This window comes from Limibacter armeniacum (assembly GCF_036880985.1).
Classification (GTDB): domain Bacteria; phylum Bacteroidota; class Bacteroidia; order Cytophagales; family Flammeovirgaceae; genus Limibacter; species Limibacter armeniacum.
Map to the genome: position 1 here is coordinate 974963 of NZ_JBAJNO010000009.1, position 17397 is coordinate 992359.

Genomic DNA, 17397 nt, shown 5'->3' on the forward strand with positions numbered 1-17397 from the left:
CCAATCAAAAAAACGTCATCACTATGTTGAAAAAATATATTCATACAATAGGCTTGGGAATCTGTATGGTCGCTGCACTCAGTTGTGAAATTGGCGATCAGGTAGATCCTAATAGCCCAAGTCTAGGTAGCTTCCAGAGCGAGGCTTTACCTTCACAGCTCAATAACCTTGTAACAGGCACAGTTTCAAATATGCGTTCAGATCTTGATAATTTCTACGATGATGTAGGTATTGTAGGCAGGGAGTACTACCGATTCTCAGGATCAGACCCTCGCTTTACATCAGATTTATTGGGACAAGGTGGTGGTATGCTGGACAACAATGCATTCTACGTTACCCGTCCATATACTGAGCGATACCAAACAATCAAGAATGCCAATATCCTGATTGAGGCTACCAATAATACCAATCAAGTTACAGAAGAAGAAAAACAAGCATACTTGGGATTTGCTCGAACCATACAGGCTCACCAACTTTTGATGGTGCTTAACCTACAAAATGAAAATGGTATCAGGGTCGATGTAGAAGACCCTAACAATTTGGGTCCTTTTGTATCCAGAGATGATGCATTGACCAGAATTGCCAGTCTACTTGATAGTGGTGATACCCACTTAAGCAATGCAGTTGAGGAACTTCCATTTCCATTGTCTGATGGGTTTGAAGGATTTGAAACTGCCTCGACATTCCGCCAATTCAACCGTGGCTTAGCAGCACGTGTAGCGGTATACCGAGAGCTGTATGGAGACGCACTAGGCTACTTGGATGAGTCTTTTATGGATTTAGAAGGTGACCTCACGACTGGCACCTACTACGCTTTCCAGCAAGGTGGCGGTGATCGGATCAATCCTATATTCATCGCTCCAAATGCTTCAGGAGATATACGTGTTGCGCACCCAGATTGGGTTGAAGAAGCTGAAGCTGGTGATACGAGAGTAACTGAGAAAACTGCTATCAGGGATGTAGTTGCTGAGCAGGCAGATCTTAGCAGCCCTTATGATGTTACGGTATATACAAGCATTGAAAGTCCAATCTCAATTATTCGAAATGAGGAACTTATTTTATTATATGCTGAAGCTAATATTCAGGAAGGCAACCTTGCAGAAGGAGTACAAGCTTTGGATATTATTCGAGAAGCAGCAGGACTTAATCCGTTACTAGTTGCTAAGCCATCGGTTATTTTAAGTCAGGATGCATTGATTGAGGAGATGTTGAATCAACGTAGATATTCCTTATTCTACGAAGGTCACAGATGGGTAGATATGAGACGCTATGACATGCTTGATGAACTACCAATTGACCGTCCGGGAGATATCGTACATGAAAGCTTCCCTATTCCTTTTGATGAAATCAATTTTGAAGAAAATAGAGGCAATTAATATTTAGCAATTCCTATTAAAAGGAGAAGGCACCGCTCAACTTTGAGACGGTGCCTTATTTACTTATTTATCAACTAACAATTAATGCTTAATAAGTTTTTTCACCTCCCTGCCTTTCTCCGAAAAGATTTGCATCAAATACATTCCACTTCTCAATTGGGAAGTATTCAGTTCTACAGGTTGCGTTGCTTGCACTTCATAAGTTGTAATTACTTTCCCTGACATGTCTGTCAGTACAACATTGACGGTTCCCTGAACCGCTTCTGCTGTAACTACCAACCAATCTGAAAATGGGTTGGGAGCAACTTTGAAACTGCCAACACCTAAGTTATCCTCAATGCCTGTCACCTGATCTTCTCTTTCAAAGGCGACAGTTTTAGCAGACAAGTTTGCAGTTACCTCATATGTTCCTGCTGTCAATCCTGAAGGTAGTTTTATGTCATCTCCCTCATAGTTAGCTTCAACCAAAACTTGGCTGTCTTTAGAACCATATTGTGTAACATTTGCCCAATCATCAGCCGCTGTAATAAACTTAAAGCCTTCACTTGCTGATCCGGTAAGCTCCAAGGTAATGGTATAAATCCCATCGCCTTGATTCTCCATTTTCTCCGCTTTAAATGGATCCCAACCTCCTTCAGTCATTGAGCCTACTACAAACAAGTCACCACTGAACTGCTGAAAATCCTTGAAGAATGGTTTTCCTTCAGCTGCTGTCACTGAAACACTGCTATCTGCATTACGGAACTGGATAGCCAACCTGAAAGGTTGATCTTCTGCACTCAGCCCAAAGTACGTTGCAGGTGTAAGCGTTATTTCCCATAAACCATCTGCTGTTTTGGTCATTTTGCCCTTGGTGTTGTTATCAACTGTATTGGCCAATGTTTCACTGTCCGCTCCATCCATCACCAAGCTAGCCACCATATACACTTCAGCAGCCTCTGCAAGCTCTGCCCCACCAACGGTTGGATCAAAAATTACGGTAATCTCTGTAGATGGTGTAAACTCAGCAGGCGTTACAGTCATCTGCTCACCGCCAACAGCCACTAGACCTGTTTCAGGATAAGTCACTGCCTCATTTACCAATACCATAAATGCTCCGGGAGCCATCAACATAGTACTGGAAGCTGGAACTTCTTTTCCATTTTCAAAATAGCTATACCAAGTACTACCATCTGCTGAATAATCATAGGCAACCTTTTCGGCTGTAACTCCAAAATTACCAATCACCTTTACAGTAAAGCTGCCATTTGTCAGTGAGTATTCTTTTACTACTTTATCAGCTCCTATTGACAGTGAGACATCACTGCCTGAAAGGCTGTATAACTCCTTTTCATTTCTTAGGCTAATCAATGCCTGATACACTTTATAAAGGCTCGCACGGTCAGCGTCTTCGGTATACGACCACAGTACTGGTTTACGGGATGTTCTATTACCGTCATTTACCTCTCCTCCTAACGCTGTCTGATTGATGGATACATCATATCCCAGTTCTCCAAATTGCCAGATCATTTTTGGCCCTGGTATTGGCAGGAAAAAAGCTGTGTTCAGTTTCATTCGCTGAATTGCGGTCTGCTTATCCTGTAAGTCGTATTCACTTGTCTGTTTACCGAAGTTCAGTGCGTCATACAGCATTCGCTCTTCATCATGGCTTTCCATATAACTCAACACACCATGCTGTGTCATACCTCTTGTGCCATGATATTGCCAATCAAGGTTAGCATTACCTCCTTTGGCATTGGTACGGAAATCATGATTGATATTTCCCCAAAGCAAGATTCCTTCAGCTGCCAGTACCTGTTCCTCACTATTGTCAGCTAAATGCTCAAAGATTACATAAGCATCTTCCTGTCCAGCATTGTTCCATATTTCACCAGCCATTCTTGTCAAGATTGCAATACGGGAATCGTCCCTGCCATGACCTTCTCCAGGTGTTTGTGTAAAACCTTTTGTAAAGTCAAATCTGTAACCGTCAATATTGTATTCTTCTAGCCAGAACGTGTTCACTGAATCTATGAATGCCTGCGTATATAGGCTTTCATGGTTAAAGTCAGCACCCCAGCTATAAGTAGGGTTTGGAGAATCTACATTGAACCAAGGGTTGGCTGCTGTTGGCTTTCCATAATCCCCTTCATTGTACATTCTAACCAGTGGAGCTGAATTATAAGAGTGGTTCAATACCATATCAATCACCACTGCAATCCCTTTTCCATGTGCTGCGTCAATAAATGCCTTCAAATCATCTTTGGTACCATAATACTTATCAGGCGCAAAGTAGAAGTTAGGGTTATAACCCCAGCTATCATTGCCCTCAAACTCATTTACTGGCATCAGGTGGATACAATTGGCTCCCAGTTCCTTGATATAGTCTAAACGATCAGTTGCTGCTTCGTAAGTTGATTCTTCCGTAAAGTCTCTAACATGCATTTCATACACCACCAGACTTTCTTTGGCCGGACGCTGAAAATCTGTAATGCTCCATACATACTCAGGTTGGTTTGTTTGGAATACTGATGCCCTGTATGAAGTGCTGTTTTCAGGATATGCAATCAGGTTAGGATATCTAGTTTCCTCTATATATTTATCATCAAAATCAGATACCTTTTCCGTATATGGATCAGCAATCTTAAGACTTCCATCGATCAGGTATTGATAGATATATTCCTTTCCAGCCTCTACTGTCATCTCCAACCAGAAATAGTTGGCATCAGCCTCTTCTGACTTTTTCATCAGGTAAGTTTCGCTTGACACCCAGTCGGAAAACTCTCCAATCACATTGACAAATTCTTTTTCCTTTGCGGGGTCCTGCAATACCAATGTGACTTTTGTAGGATTGCTTTCATTGTAGTTAGCTCCCAAATGAAGTCCTTCAGGACGTGGAGCCAGTACTACTTCCGGCTTTACATAAAATGATACTGTTTCTTCTAAAGAAACCTCATCACTATTTGCCTTCACGACAACATCGACTGATCCAGAAACAGTTGCTGTATATGAATAAGACAGCTCTGAAACCGCTGTAGCTGCCTTTACTTCACTGCCATTTACCCAAATACTCAGGTCAGCAGCAGAGGAAGCTGTTGCCGTAATATTTACGGACTCTCCAATTGAATAAACCTCCTTTGCAGGGGCTACCGAAACATCTAAAGTTAAACTGAGTTCAGAAAATGTAATTGATGCATCACCAGTCTTGGTATTACCGTCATCACTTCTCAATAGATAGCCCACACTTTCAATCTGGTTAGGTGCTACTCCTATTAGCTCAGCAAGATTATTAGCTGTTTTCTCAGTATTATTTCTGTCTGTAAAAGTTAAGGGAAGTTTAAAAGTATATTTGTTTGACTGTCCTTCAACAGGTGCCAACTTAGCGCCATTCAGCATTGACGTAGTCCAACTACCCCCGTTAGTTTGCCAATCTCCTACGTTTGACCATCCCCAAATATAAATATCACTTAGTCCCTCAACGTTAGTCCCTGACACATCAAAAGTAATGGTTACTTCATCCAAAACTGTCGCATTTGCTGGTTCAAGCGACACCTTTGGTGTTTGAGCAAATGCTGTAATACTTACCCCTAGTAGGAATAAGAGTATCCGTAATTGTTTCAAGATCATAGTTTAAATTGTTAGTTCAGTAATAATTACAAGTGGAATAGAAAAAGCGGAAGCGAAAATCACTTCGCTTCCGCTCAAATTTATTACTCTATCGTTTATACTACTATTTAGCAGTCAGTTCATATGTCATGGCACCAGGTGTCAAATCCATTTTCACAGTATAGGTTCCTACTGTAACATCAATGTTAGCACCTTTGTAATCCAATGATCCATCTGCACCATCATCACCAAAATCATGTACCCAATCATCATTTGCTCGGAACTTGATTTGACCATCAGTCAATGTAATATCAACAGACCATACAAAGCTTAACCCTCCTTCGTGTGTCATATCTTGATCAGCATCCCAACCATTAGCTGTCGCATGACCAATTACACCAAAAGTCATAGGTGTTACAGTATAGATATTATCTACAAAGTTTACTTCGATCATATAGAAGCCATCTTCTGCAACAGTCACATTTTGTTCTCCATCCTGCTCCAATACACCTGAAGCGCCATCAAGCATTCCCCAGTCTCCATCCCAAGCGCCAAGCGTTGGTAAAAACTTGAAGCCAAATCCATCTACTGTGATTGGTGTGAAAATTCTAAATTTACCTTCATCAGTTTTAGTAAATGGCAATGCATTACCCTCATTCCAATCAGCTGGAGTTGAACCTCCTACCAAGTACAATTCATCAGGAAGAGTACTTGTCACAACAGGTTTGATAGCATAAGTTTCTGTTACAAAGTTAACCGCAATTTGATATTTGCCATCACTCTCAATTGTAACATTGGCTTCACCTTCTTGTACTAATGAGCCAGGCTCACCTTCCTTCATTCCCCAATCGCCATCCCAAGAACCAAGAGTTGGTAAGAACTTGACGCCATCACCACTTACTGTGAGGTCTGCAATAATACTGAAAACTCCTTCCGAAACTTGAGTAAATGGCAATGCACTCTCAGGTGCCCAACCAGCAGCACTTGATCCACCTACCAAGTATAATTCTTGTGGGTACGGCGTTAATAGTTCCATTTCAAATGAATAAGTATCAAATGAAACTGTGTATTTACCTGACTTTTCTACTGTAAACTGCTCCCCACTACCTAATACGGTTCCCTCAGCACTATTGCTCCAAACTAGTCCACTTTCATCCATCGTAGTCGACACAATAAAGCGAGTACCTTCAGGTATTTCCTGTACTACAACCCACAAGTTAGGATTTGCTTCATCCTGAATCAGCTCGATTGGATCCCCTCCTTCAACAAGCATATAAAGAGAAGCAATTTCTGGGCGCTGGAAGAAAACTTTTACTTCCTGTGTAATATGATTTTCATCAGCATCCACTACTGAAACCAACACTTTTCCACTGCCATTATCCAAGTTTTTAGCAAATGGGACATTGACTGTATATGAAAGGTTTTTAGCTGTTGCATTAATTGGCTCTTCCTGTTTCAACAATACTTCTGACAGTGGGGATACAACTGATACCGTCGCCTCACTAAGCATGCCATTATCAGCAAGATCAATATCAATTACCATTTCCTGTCCATAAGTAATTGTGTCACTTGATAGAACAAGTTCATTAACTATTGGTGACTCTGTATCAGGTACTACTTCTTCAAGTGGGTTACCTGTAAAAGTCGGTTGAGTTTCGAATTCACATGCAGAGAACAGTATTGCTAATGCCATTACCGCTTTGCTGATGCTATATAATTTTTTCATGTTGATTCTTCTTTAAAAACTTCAGAAAAGCTGGGGTTTAACCCCAGACAACCGTTTTTATTTTACGAGACCTAACGTGAAGTTCTGCTCGATGCCGTCAGCGGTTACTACCCTCACAGTGGAAGTCTTATTCTCATTTGTGAAATAATATTCCAGTGAAGATGGTACTGTATCAAACGCTTTAGATGGAATGAATGCCAACCTGTACTTACCTCCATATAATGCTTGCATTTCCTTTGGCATCTCAAAATCAGTCCCATCTACTACGAACTGTACATATACCTGACTTTCAACAGCAAGAGGGGTCTTTCCACCAAACTCTTCAAATACATCAAAGTAGATTAATACCGCATCGTTTTCTGTAAACTGTACAGGAAAGGCTTTTGTAAACGACTTCAGTACAACATCCTCTTTGGTTCTCAAGAAAAAGTCTGTATCTCCGTCTTTGAACTCGTTGTCCCATGCACCATTATTGGCTACCATTGATACACCTTTAAAGCTCGCTGCATCTTCTTCCGACAAACCGTAGTATTCAAATGGGATAATGTCCTTTTTCCAAACACCTGAATCATTCACCTTTACCATGCTCGCATCTCTTTTCTCTAAAGAAGAAGCCTCAGCAGCAGGGTTACCCTGATAATCAACAGTGTACTTCCATCCATCTTTACCCAAAATAGCACCTGTGTGAATGTAAACAGGTCCTTCATCTGGAATATTTGGCTTACCATCAGCCACTGCATTTCTTACATTGATGATAATCGAAACTGGAGTATAAGCATCAAACTTCTCAGGAAAGATTACTGCTTTTTCATTTTCCATAATTGAAAAATCAAATGTTTTGATAGCATCGTCTCCATCAATATTATCCGTCTGTGCTGAACCATCTCTGTTTTTGACTAGGAAGTTGATTGCATTGTCTGTCAAACCTGTTGGGTACCATTCAGAAGCTACAAACTTGATCATATACAAAGCTCCTTCCACTTGTGTCAATTTCATCCTGTCATCTGAGCCACCCCACTGACCATTATAAGCAGCGTCACCATTGGACCAAGACCAGATAAATAGATCTTCAGCTAAATTTTCAACAGCTGTACCTGTAAGGTCTACATAGAGAGTAGCTTCCTCATCCATTGTAAAAGCTGCTGGGCTTACATAAGCATTAGCAGGTTTTTGTGCCATCGCCACTCCTGCAAAAAGCATTAGGATGGCTACCAGGCTTAATTTTATATTCTTCATTATTGAAAGTCTTTTTTTGTCAATAACCTTTTGGACAGCGATCTTAACTGTCCTTCTAAGCAGTTTTAGTTTCTAGTCAACTCGTAAGTATACGTCAAGATAGGAGTACCACCTACTACCCTATCGTATGCTACTGCCAAGTCATGTCCTGGTCTTGGCATTGAAGCCAATTTCAGAGTTTGATTACCATCCTGCGTAAGGATAACCATAGTAGGATAGTCACCTTCTTCTTCATTGAATGACCATTCACCACCTGTAAGACCTATAAAATTAGGAGCCTCAGCACCCTCTGCTGACTTTATTTCAAAAGTCCCATCGCTATTGAATACAAAAACAAGCTTGTCCGTTGACAATAATGATGTCAGATCCTGCTCCCTTTCTGGGTCATTGATATCTTTTATTCCAAGATCTGTCATTGTCACAGCTTCTACTGTCCATGTGCCTACCATTCCCTCCATTCTTTGAGTAGTGAATGGTTCTTCCAGTGCTACAAATTCGTCAGGGGTACAAGCAATAAACAGAAGTAACCCTAACAGATATATTGAAAGTTTTTTCATTGTGATTGTCATTTCTTTTGGTTATCAGATTAGTTACAGCCACCTTCCTCATTTGGTACGAAACCTTCTCTGTTTGAGTCAATTTCTGATTTTGGGAATTGCAACAGCATACCTGGACAGTTCCATGGTGCACCTTTTACATAGGAAGTTTCACCTTTTGCTCCAATTCTCTTTACTTGATGGATTCTATCTCCTTCAGCGACCAACTCTAACCTTCTTTCTTGTCTTACCTGACTGATTAGTTCATCTTGATCAGTAGGCGCTGTCTTTACAGCAGCTCCATAAGCTCTGTCCAAAATCACTTGAAGATCTTGTTGAGCATTCACTAATTTATCTCCTCCCAACTCTGCCGCTGCTTCTGCTCTTGTTAGGTACATTTCGGTCATATGTACAAGTGGCACTTGCACATAATCCTTCTCATTGAACTTAGTCAGCACGATAAAACCTGGGTAAGTAACATCATCGTATAATGCTGCGCGCTTATCTGTTTCAGCTGCTGTAGCCAAGTCATAGAGGTTAGTTGAAATTCTGAACCCTGGCAGGTTTTTATCAGAACGATATTTCCCACTTAATTCACCTCCGTTATTGTTCTGAGCACTCATACTAACAAGACCGAACAGTTCTTCTACTGATGCTTCAGCAGTAAAACGATCCATATAGTAGGTATCACTCATATCCAATGACTTGCCACTATTGCTGATTACATCATTGGCATAATCAAATGCCTCTTGAAACATATTCATTTGGAAATAAACCCTTGCCAAATAAGCTTTTGCTGACCACTTATTTGCATATCGGTCCGTTTCAAAACGAGATACTACTTCTGGTAAGTTACTTTCTGCAAACTCCAGATCACCTATTACCTGAGCATACACCTCAGTCGCAGTTGCTCTAACTGGTGCTAATTTTGGATCAGAGTCCAACCTAATTGGAACAGATAGATCTGAATCAGCAGTGGACTGAACATAAGGTTTACCAAACAACCTTGAAACCTCAAAAAGTGATATTGCTCTAATGAACCTCGCTTCCGCTTCGAACTGGGTCTTTTTACCTTCGCTAACTAGCGACATATACTCAAGTACTAGATTTGCTCTTCTTATTGCTGTATATGGCTGAGCATAAACCTGATTTTTATAGTCATCAAAGATGTTGCTTTGGAATGTATATATACCCAACTCTCCTTCTGTCAATGACGAACCATCGATATTCTCGCCCATCAGTTCTGCAATATTCTGGACTCTTCCTCCATAGAAGTTGCCACTTGCCAATTCTTTATAAGCACCATTCAGTAGCATTTCAACAGATGCTTCATCCACTATTGCATCCTCTGTTATTACCTCATTCCCATTTGGGGTATATTCCAAGTAGTCATCACAACCCGACAGCACTACTGCTGCACAAGCCATTGCTACGATATATCTTTTGAAATTCATTTTCATTCCGTTTTAGTCGGTTCGTTTAATTTAGAATGTTACGTTAAGTCCAAACATGATTGACTTTTCCTGAGGAGCTGTCAGGAATGTCACGTTTGACGACATGTTACGGTCTGCTGGGTTATCAAAGTCCCTTGCAATCTCAGGGTCACCTCCAGGATACTTTGTAAATGTCAACAGGTTAGTTCCTGTTACATATACTCTAGCTGACTGTAATCTCAATGCCGCTAACTGTGTAGGTTTGAATCTGTAACCTAAAGTGATGTTTCTCAGTCTAGCGAAAGAAGCATCGTACAACCACATGGTTGAGTTAAACTGCCAAGCATCTGTCACTCCAGGATAGCCGACTAATGTAGGTTTAGGGTATTTTGCATCATCTCCAGGTTGTCTCCAGTAATCTCCAACATCTTTTCTTACGTTCCAGTCTGACAAGAATGTACCTTGTCTCTTATCTGAGTTACCGTAAATATTACCTCCTTTACTGAACGTAAACAGGACATCCAGATCAAACCCTTTATATTCAAAAGTATTGCTCAAACCACCGGTGAAATCAGGTAATACATCTCCTGCAAACACCCTATCATCCAGTGAGAATGTTTTGGTTTCATTACCGTCTTTATCAATCCAGATAGGCAAACCATCTGCAGGATCTACCCCAGCATACCTAACCAAAAAGTTAGAACCAACAGGTTGTCCTACTTCTACCCTTGTATCGTTAGTACCACCAGCAATCTGGTCTGGAGCAAGTCCTCCTAGGTCAAGTACTTCGTTTTCGTTGATGGCAATATTGAAGTTTGTACTCCACTTGAATTCTCCAACTAGGTTTCTTGTATTCAAGTTAATTTCCCATCCCTTGTTTTGAATTTCACCAATATTCTGAAGGAAGTTCTCACCTTGGCCACTGGATCCCGCTGGAATTGTTTCAATAATTACATCCTTTGACAGCTTGTGATAGAAAGCAACCTCTGTTTGAATTCGGTCTTCAAAGAAGTTAAGTTCAATACCTGCATCAAAGTTGTTCAGTGTTTCCCATCTCAAATCAGGGTTATCCAATCTTACTGGATGAATAGCATTACCAAATCCACCATAACCATAACTTCCATCACCTTCAACACTTACAGTACCGAAACGTTTGTAAGAGCCAATGTTAGCATTACCTGTTACACCGTAAGATGTTCTTAACTTCAGTAAGCTGATGATTTCATTATTTTGCAGGAAGTTTTCTTCTGATACAATCCAAGCAGCTGAAGCTGAAGGGAAGAAGCCCCATCTATAGTTTGCACCAAACTTAGAAGATGCATCAGAACGAGCTAATGCTTGGAAAATGTAACGGTTGTTGAGGGTATAATTGATACGGCCAAAATAACTGAAGAATGCCCACTCATCATCTGGGTCTGTGAATGATGTTTCGACAAAATTCTCTCCTCTATCAGGGCTAGAATAGTAAGCGCCATTAACATCAGTAGCTGTAGAACCTTCTCTTTGAGTAAGTGCTTTTTGTGTTTCAGTACCTACAAGGAATGTGAAGTTATGCTTATCGTTGAGATTCAGGTTATACGTTGCTGTAAGCGTCCCTGTATAATTCAAAATTGTTTTAGGGCTTTGGAATGCTTCCCCCATATGGCTTACATTACCCAATAAAGCTTGTGGCTTATAACGCTCTTCAGTGAGTCTACTCCAATCAACACCACCCATAGCCTGAACAGTCAGGTTCTTAATTGGCGTTAGCGTAAGGTTCACATTATTGATGGAGCGAAGCTCTTCAGTTCTCCAATCCAAAAGGTCATTTACCCTAGTTGGGTTTCCTCCATTGACAAAATATTCACCACTCTCTGTTTTGATAGGATAAATTGGAAGCGCACCAGACATTGCACCACCTAGACCAGCTCCCCACTGATAATCCCAAGGAGCCGCAACCAGCTTTACCAAACCACGCCCGAATGATGATGTAAGAGAAGCCTTAAAAAAAGTAGATGGAGCATAATCAAGGTTCAAACGACCTGTCAAACGATTAAACCCACTACCCTCTATATATGATTTACTATCCTTATAAGATACACCTACATAAGACTTGAATTTGTCAGAACCCTGTGTCATGGACAGGTTATGCTCTTGATTAAATCCGGTTCTTACCATCTGATCTATCCAATCAGTATTGATAGCAGCTGCTTTATTAATAGCTACAATTCTTTCATCTACAGATGACTGTGCACTTGAGTAACCACCTGGCAACCATACAGGTCCTACATTGCCATCATTCTCCCAAGCTTCTTGTCTCATTTGAATCCAATCTTCTGAATCCATAAACTCAGGCATCATCGTAGGAGATGTTACCCCTACTCTTGCATTGTAATTAATGGAGGGCTTTCCTGACTTACCACGCTTTGTTGTAATTAGAATTACACCGTTAGCACCTCTTGAACCATAAATACCTGCAGAACCTGCATCTTTCAGCACTTCCACCGACTCAATATCATTTGGGTTAAGAGTGGAGAGTGGGTTTGTATTCATAAAACCGATTCTTGATCCATTGTCTTGGGTAATAGGCACACCATCAACAACATAAAGTGGATCACCTCCCGCAGAAACTGAGGCCACACCACGAATTCTGACAACAGAACCTGAACCAGCCATACCCGAACCTTGGATAATCTGAACACCAGCTGCTTTACCTTGCAATGCCTGCTCAAATGATGGGGTTGGTGTATCTGTCAGTTTTGCAGACTCTACTTTAGCAATTGAACCTGCGATGTCTCGCTTTCGCTGTACACCATAACCAATTACCACTACCTCTTCCAATTGCTCAGCATCTATTTCTAACTGAAGGTTTATGGTTGATTGGGTTCCTAATTCGATTTCTTTTGACAGATAACCAACATAACTAAACACCAATACATTATCATTGGCATCCAGCATCAGCTTAAACTTTCCATCAAAATCTGTAATACCACCTTTGGTTGTTCCTTTTACCTTTACTGATACACCAGGCAGCGGCTGTCCTGCCTCATCAGATATTGTCCCGCTGACAACCCGTTCCTGAGCCCAGGCTAATACGGGAGTAAGTAGCAGTACAAGGGCTAATGAAAGCCAATGCAGCTTGAAGTAGTTATTCATTCTCATATTGTAGTTAGATAAACAAGTTGAAGTTGATATATAAAAAGCTATTAGCGCTATTTTCAGTTAAGTATTCTCCTATTTTGGGTTAGAAGGCTTATGTAAAAATCACCTTCACAAAAACTTGGTTTAGTTATATATACAAATCACACTCCTTATTTCCATCAATAAAATTAGTGCAAATTCAACACTGATTACTGAAAACTAACATTAAAACACTTCCTTCAAAAGATCCTAAAAGGATAAATAGGACCATTCAACATTTCATTACAAAAATCAACTATTAAAAGAATAAATTAATGCGTTTTCATGATACATAGTAAGTCATTTTCTAGATTAAACGCAACCCCTTATATATAAGTGTACAAAAAACACACATAACTACAACAATGAACTCACCACCCTAAAAATCTACGTTTAAGCCAACACTCAACCGATTGCATAACGTTTCATTTACACTTATTTTGTTAATTTCACATTTATTAAAATTATTAGAATAGTACAATTATTTTTCACAACCTCACCCCTACCTGAACTGTATTTGCTTCATTTATTGTAGGATTTAACGTAGATTTACTCAAAGAATAAACAGGCAGCTATACAACTATCATTGTCGTAACAAGCATACTAATATGAAGAAAGGACAATTGACGATGCAGGACATTGCTGACAAGCTCGGCATTTCCAAATCCACCGTCTCGAGAGCACTTAAAGATCATCCAGATATTAGCGAAAAAACGAAGAAGGCTGTTATGCAGCTGGCCAATGAACTGGACTTTCAACCAAATTCACTTGCCTTAAGTCTGAGACACAACCGCTCGAATATTATTGGCGTTATTGTTCCTGAAATTGTACATCATTTTTTTGCTAATGTGATTAGTGGCATACAGGCTGTAGCTTACCGTGAAGGATACAATGTCATGATCTGTCTTTCAAATGAAGATTTTGACCAGGAAGTGAAAGATGCTTTTGCCCTTCAGACAAGCCGTGTAGATGGAATCCTGATGTCAATCTCCAAAGAAACTACTGACTTCGAACACCTTAAAAAAATACACCGTAAAGGAACGCCAATTGTATTTTTTGACCGTGCTTGCGACGAAATGGATGTTAGCAAGGTTATATCTGATGATTTTGGAGGAGCATTCAGTGCCACACAACATTTGATTGAACAAGGTTGTAAACAGGTTGTACACCTTGCTGGCCCTGCTACATTAGCGCTGAGTAAAAGCAGAAAAGATGGGTACTTGGCTGCTTTGAAAGAAAATGGTATCGCTCCTGATGATAATTTGATTGTAGAGTGTCCTGCCGGAACAATGGAAGACGGTGAAGACAAAGTGAACCAACTGCTTGCAAGTGGACTCAAGATAGATGGCATCTTTGCTAATAACGACATAGCAGCTATTGGCGCTATGAAAGCTGCCAAAAAGCATGGTCTCCGAATTCCTGAAGACATTGCAGTCGTTGGTTTTAGTGATTGGCAAATTGCCTCAATTGTGGATCCGGCACTTTCATCAGTAGCACAACCAGGCTATGAAATGGGACGAATTGCTGCTGAAAAGCTACTTAAAGAAATCAATGCTGATGAAGATGAAGTGGTTCCATCTATGACCAGTACAATACGGTCAGAGTTGGTTGTAAGAGATTCTTCTCTCAGAAAAAAATAAACTGTTTCAGGGACATTTCAGCATGTCCCTTTTTTTATTCCTATTCCTCTAAAAACACTTCTCCTTATTGATTGTTTATACTGTACAGTCAGAAATAGTACAGCAATATTAACATATCAAATCAAAATTAGTCTCTCAAATAGTGGCGGTTTCTTAGGATTAACTTTATATTTATTTAGTATCAAACACTAAGAGCCGTTTCCGGCATTGGTACTTCCCTGAAAGTGGGAAGGTTTAAAATTCTATATTAAAAGCCTGTAACTCGTTATATATATTGGTTAAACCCAATAAAACAACAAACCAAATAATCAGGACTTCAGGAGATATCACCATGATCTAATGATGGACAACAGAGCGGGAATCTTGACAGCGTTAGGAGATGATCGTTACTCGCTTTCCAACCCAAATTCAGTCATAACTGGTAACATTCGGTGACATGTCATCCCCTTGGTGTTAAATCCATCCTTCATGTACACTTTGGTTCTCATTTATCTTATGGCATTCAGTATAAGGCAGGCTGCACCATGGTAAGTTTAAGTACTACCAGCACAGTCAAGCTTATGTATCTAATTGTTATGTGTAAAGAAATGTAACTCGATTTCCCCTACACTACTCAACACAGCATTCAACAACCTATTTATAGATTTACTTAACTCGAATAATCCTAGCTACGCTTCGATTCTTAGTTAGAAATTTCATTCCCAAAACTAATTCATCATGAGCAGGAGCGAATTCAAAAAATTAATAGAACAGTACCATCAGAACAAAGAGCAAGAGAAAAGAATTATTCCTTTCCTAGAGTACTTGGAGATGGTAAAAAAAGACCCAAGCTTGGCCGATTTGGCTCACAAGCGCATGTATAAGGCTATCACAGGAGAAGGCTATGAACTGCTGGATACTGAGAAAGATGTCAGGTTAAGGAGGGTTTTTGGTGCCAATGCCAAAATCAAAAGCTACAACTTCTTCAGACATGAATTCTTCGGTATCGAACAAGTACTACAAAAGCTTGCTCGCTATTTTCACTCAGCATCCTTGAAAGGGGAAGAAAGCCGTCAGGTTTTGTTTCTTGTAGGTCCTGTAGGTGCCGGTAAGTCTTCCTTGATTGAAAAGCTGAAAAACGGATTGGAACGTACTTCCCCTATTTATTATCTGGAAGGATCTCCAATGCGAGTAAACCCGCTATGTGCAATTCCTCCTCAGCTAAGACCTGAAATGGAAAGGCTTTTAGGTGTTGAAATTGAAGGAGAACTAGATCCTATCAGTCAATACAAACTGGATGTTGAATTTGAAGGAGACTTCACTAGATTCAATGTCATTCCTTCTAGGTTCAGTGTAAAAAACAGACAAGGGATTGGCATGGTACCGCCAGTTGACCCTAATAACCAAGACACTTCAGTGCTGATCGGTTCAGAGGACATCTCTAAACTTGATAAATATTCTGAAGATGACCCTAGAGCCTTGACATTAAATGGTGCATTCAATGCAGGAAACAGAGGTCTGGTAGAATTTATTGAGGTATTCAAGAATGAAATTGAGTACCTGCATGTCATGCTGACTGCCACTCAGGAAAAAAGGATACCTGCTCCAGGCAAACACGGCATGATCTATTTTGATGGTGTTATTCTAGCACACTCCAATGAAGCTGAGTGGAACAAATTCAAAGCAGACCATACCAATGAAGCAATCCTTGACCGTATTGTAAAAATAGAGGTCCCTTATGTATTGGAGCTTTCAGAAGAGATCAAAATCTATCAGAAGATTATCAACAGATCAGACTTCAATGCCCATATAGCACCGCATACATTGGAGATTGCCTCGATGTTTGCCATCCTGACTCGCTTGAAGCCAACTGCCAAATGTGACTTGCTTACCAAATTGAAGCTTTACAATGGCGATGAGGTCACTGAAAGAGGTCAAACCAAGCACATCAACGTTCAAGAACTGAAAGATGAGCATCCAGATGAAGGTATGAGTGGTATCTCTACCCGTTTTATTATGAAAGCACTGGACAATGCGCTTTCTGATAGTGAAACCAATACCATTCATCCGATTTCTATTCTTGATTCACTTCAGAACAAGCTGAAAGAAGAGCCACTACCAGAAGACCTGAAAGAACATTATATGCATATCCTGAAGGATATACTATATAAAGAGTTCCTGAAAATGCTTGAAACAGATATTACAAAAGCTTTTGTCCACGCCTACGAAGAGCAGGCAGAGACATTGTTCCACAACTATCTGGATCATGTTGAGGCTTACGTACTCAAGCGTAAAGTAATCAACTCCAAAAAGGAAGAAATGAACCCAGACACAAAGTTCCTTTCTTCTATTGAAGAGCAAATTGGTATTACTGGCAGTGCTGCTGATGGTTTCCGTCAAGATGTGATGAGCTATATTTCTCACATTTTGCGTAGAAACGGTGAATTGCACTATAACAGCTATGAACCTTTGAAAGAAGCTATTGAGAAGAAATTGATGGCTTCAGTGAAGGATATCACACGCATCATCCTGAAATCTAAAACAAGAGATGCGGAACAGAGGAAAAAATACAATGCAATGGTGAAGCAAATGATCTCTAGCGGCTACAATGAAGAAAGCTGTGAGGCAGTTCTGAGCTTTGCCGCCAACAACTTGTGGAAAGATTAAAGTATAGGCTTTGGGTGCCAAGACAAGCAGCGCTTTCTTGGCATACCTCGCCTTACATCT

9 protein-coding genes are annotated in these 17397 nt (G+C 40.3%); 3 read left to right on the forward strand and 6 right to left on the reverse strand.

What is annotated here, in order from left to right:
* Positions 1-23 precede the first annotated feature (23 nt).
* Positions 24-1376 carry a RagB/SusD family nutrient uptake outer membrane protein gene (locus V6R21_RS21770; RefSeq protein ID WP_334245653.1) on the forward strand — a complete coding sequence of 451 codons (1353 nt, stop codon included), beginning with the start codon at positions 24-26 and terminating at the stop codon, positions 1374-1376.
* An 81-nt stretch (positions 1377-1457) separates the two neighbouring features.
* Here the strand turns inward: V6R21_RS21770 and V6R21_RS21775 are convergent, their stop codons facing one another.
* The 6 genes from V6R21_RS21775 to V6R21_RS21800 all read right to left on the reverse strand — a co-directional run bounded on the left by V6R21_RS21775 (position 1458) and on the right by V6R21_RS21800 (position 13027).
* On the reverse strand, positions 1458-4982 hold the full coding sequence (locus V6R21_RS21775; protein ID WP_334245654.1) for a DUF4961 domain-containing protein: 3525 nt from the start codon (positions 4980-4982) through the stop codon (positions 1458-1460).
* Between the two features lie 103 nt (positions 4983-5085).
* The gene (locus V6R21_RS21780) at positions 5086-6687 is read right to left on the reverse strand and encodes a SusF/SusE family outer membrane protein (protein ID WP_334245655.1); all 1602 of its coding nucleotides are present in this window, start codon (positions 6685-6687) and stop codon (positions 5086-5088) included.
* Between the two features lie 57 nt (positions 6688-6744).
* Positions 6745-7923 (reverse strand): hypothetical protein, encoded by a 1179-nt coding sequence (locus V6R21_RS21785; protein WP_334245656.1) that lies wholly within the window; start codon positions 7921-7923, stop codon positions 6745-6747.
* 65 nt (positions 7924-7988) lie between these two features.
* On the reverse strand, positions 7989-8480 hold the full coding sequence (locus tag V6R21_RS21790) for a DUF5004 domain-containing protein (RefSeq protein ID WP_334245657.1): 492 nt from the start codon (positions 8478-8480) through the stop codon (positions 7989-7991).
* A 29-nt stretch (positions 8481-8509) separates the two neighbouring features.
* Positions 8510-9913 (reverse strand): RagB/SusD family nutrient uptake outer membrane protein, encoded by a 1404-nt coding sequence (locus V6R21_RS21795; protein WP_334245658.1) that lies wholly within the window; start codon positions 9911-9913, stop codon positions 8510-8512.
* Between the two features lie 30 nt (positions 9914-9943).
* The gene (locus V6R21_RS21800) at positions 9944-13027 is read right to left on the reverse strand and encodes a SusC/RagA family TonB-linked outer membrane protein (protein ID WP_334245659.1); all 3084 of its coding nucleotides are present in this window, start codon (positions 13025-13027) and stop codon (positions 9944-9946) included.
* Positions 13028-13659: 632 nt separating this feature from the next.
* On the opposite strand from V6R21_RS21800, the gene V6R21_RS21805 reads away from it, so the two are divergent.
* Positions 13660-14691, forward strand: a complete 1032-nt coding sequence (locus V6R21_RS21805) for a LacI family DNA-binding transcriptional regulator (RefSeq protein WP_334245660.1) — start codon at positions 13660-13662, stop codon at positions 14689-14691.
* Positions 14692-15408: 717 nt separating this feature from the next.
* Positions 15409-17337, forward strand: coding sequence for a hypothetical protein (locus V6R21_RS21810; protein ID WP_334245661.1), 1929 nt, complete (start codon positions 15409-15411; stop codon positions 17335-17337).
* The last annotated feature ends 60 nt before the right edge of the window (positions 17338-17397 follow it).

Excerpts from the sequence above, each read along its gene's own strand:
- V6R21_RS21805 (WP_334245660.1), top strand. The coding sequence starts at position 13,660 with ATGAAGAAAGGACAATTGACGATGCAGGACATTGCTGACAAGCTCGGC.
- V6R21_RS21785 (WP_334245656.1), bottom strand. The coding sequence starts at position 7,923 with ATGAAGAATATAAAATTAAGCCTGGTAGCCATCCTAATGCTTTTTGCA.
- V6R21_RS21800 (WP_334245659.1), bottom strand. The coding sequence starts at position 13,027 with ATGAATAACTACTTCAAGCTGCATTGGCTTTCATTAGCCCTTGTACTG.
- V6R21_RS21790 (WP_334245657.1), bottom strand. The coding sequence starts at position 8,480 with ATGAAAAAACTTTCAATATATCTGTTAGGGTTACTTCTGTTTATTGCT.
- V6R21_RS21810 (WP_334245661.1), top strand. The coding sequence starts at position 15,409 with ATGAGCAGGAGCGAATTCAAAAAATTAATAGAACAGTACCATCAGAAC.
- V6R21_RS21780 (WP_334245655.1), bottom strand. The coding sequence starts at position 6,687 with ATGAAAAAATTATATAGCATCAGCAAAGCGGTAATGGCATTAGCAATA.
- V6R21_RS21775 (WP_334245654.1), bottom strand. The coding sequence starts at position 4,982 with ATGATCTTGAAACAATTACGGATACTCTTATTCCTACTAGGGGTAAGT.
- V6R21_RS21770 (WP_334245653.1), top strand. The coding sequence starts at position 24 with ATGTTGAAAAAATATATTCATACAATAGGCTTGGGAATCTGTATGGTC.
- V6R21_RS21795 (WP_334245658.1), bottom strand. The coding sequence starts at position 9,913 with ATGAATTTCAAAAGATATATCGTAGCAATGGCTTGTGCAGCAGTAGTG.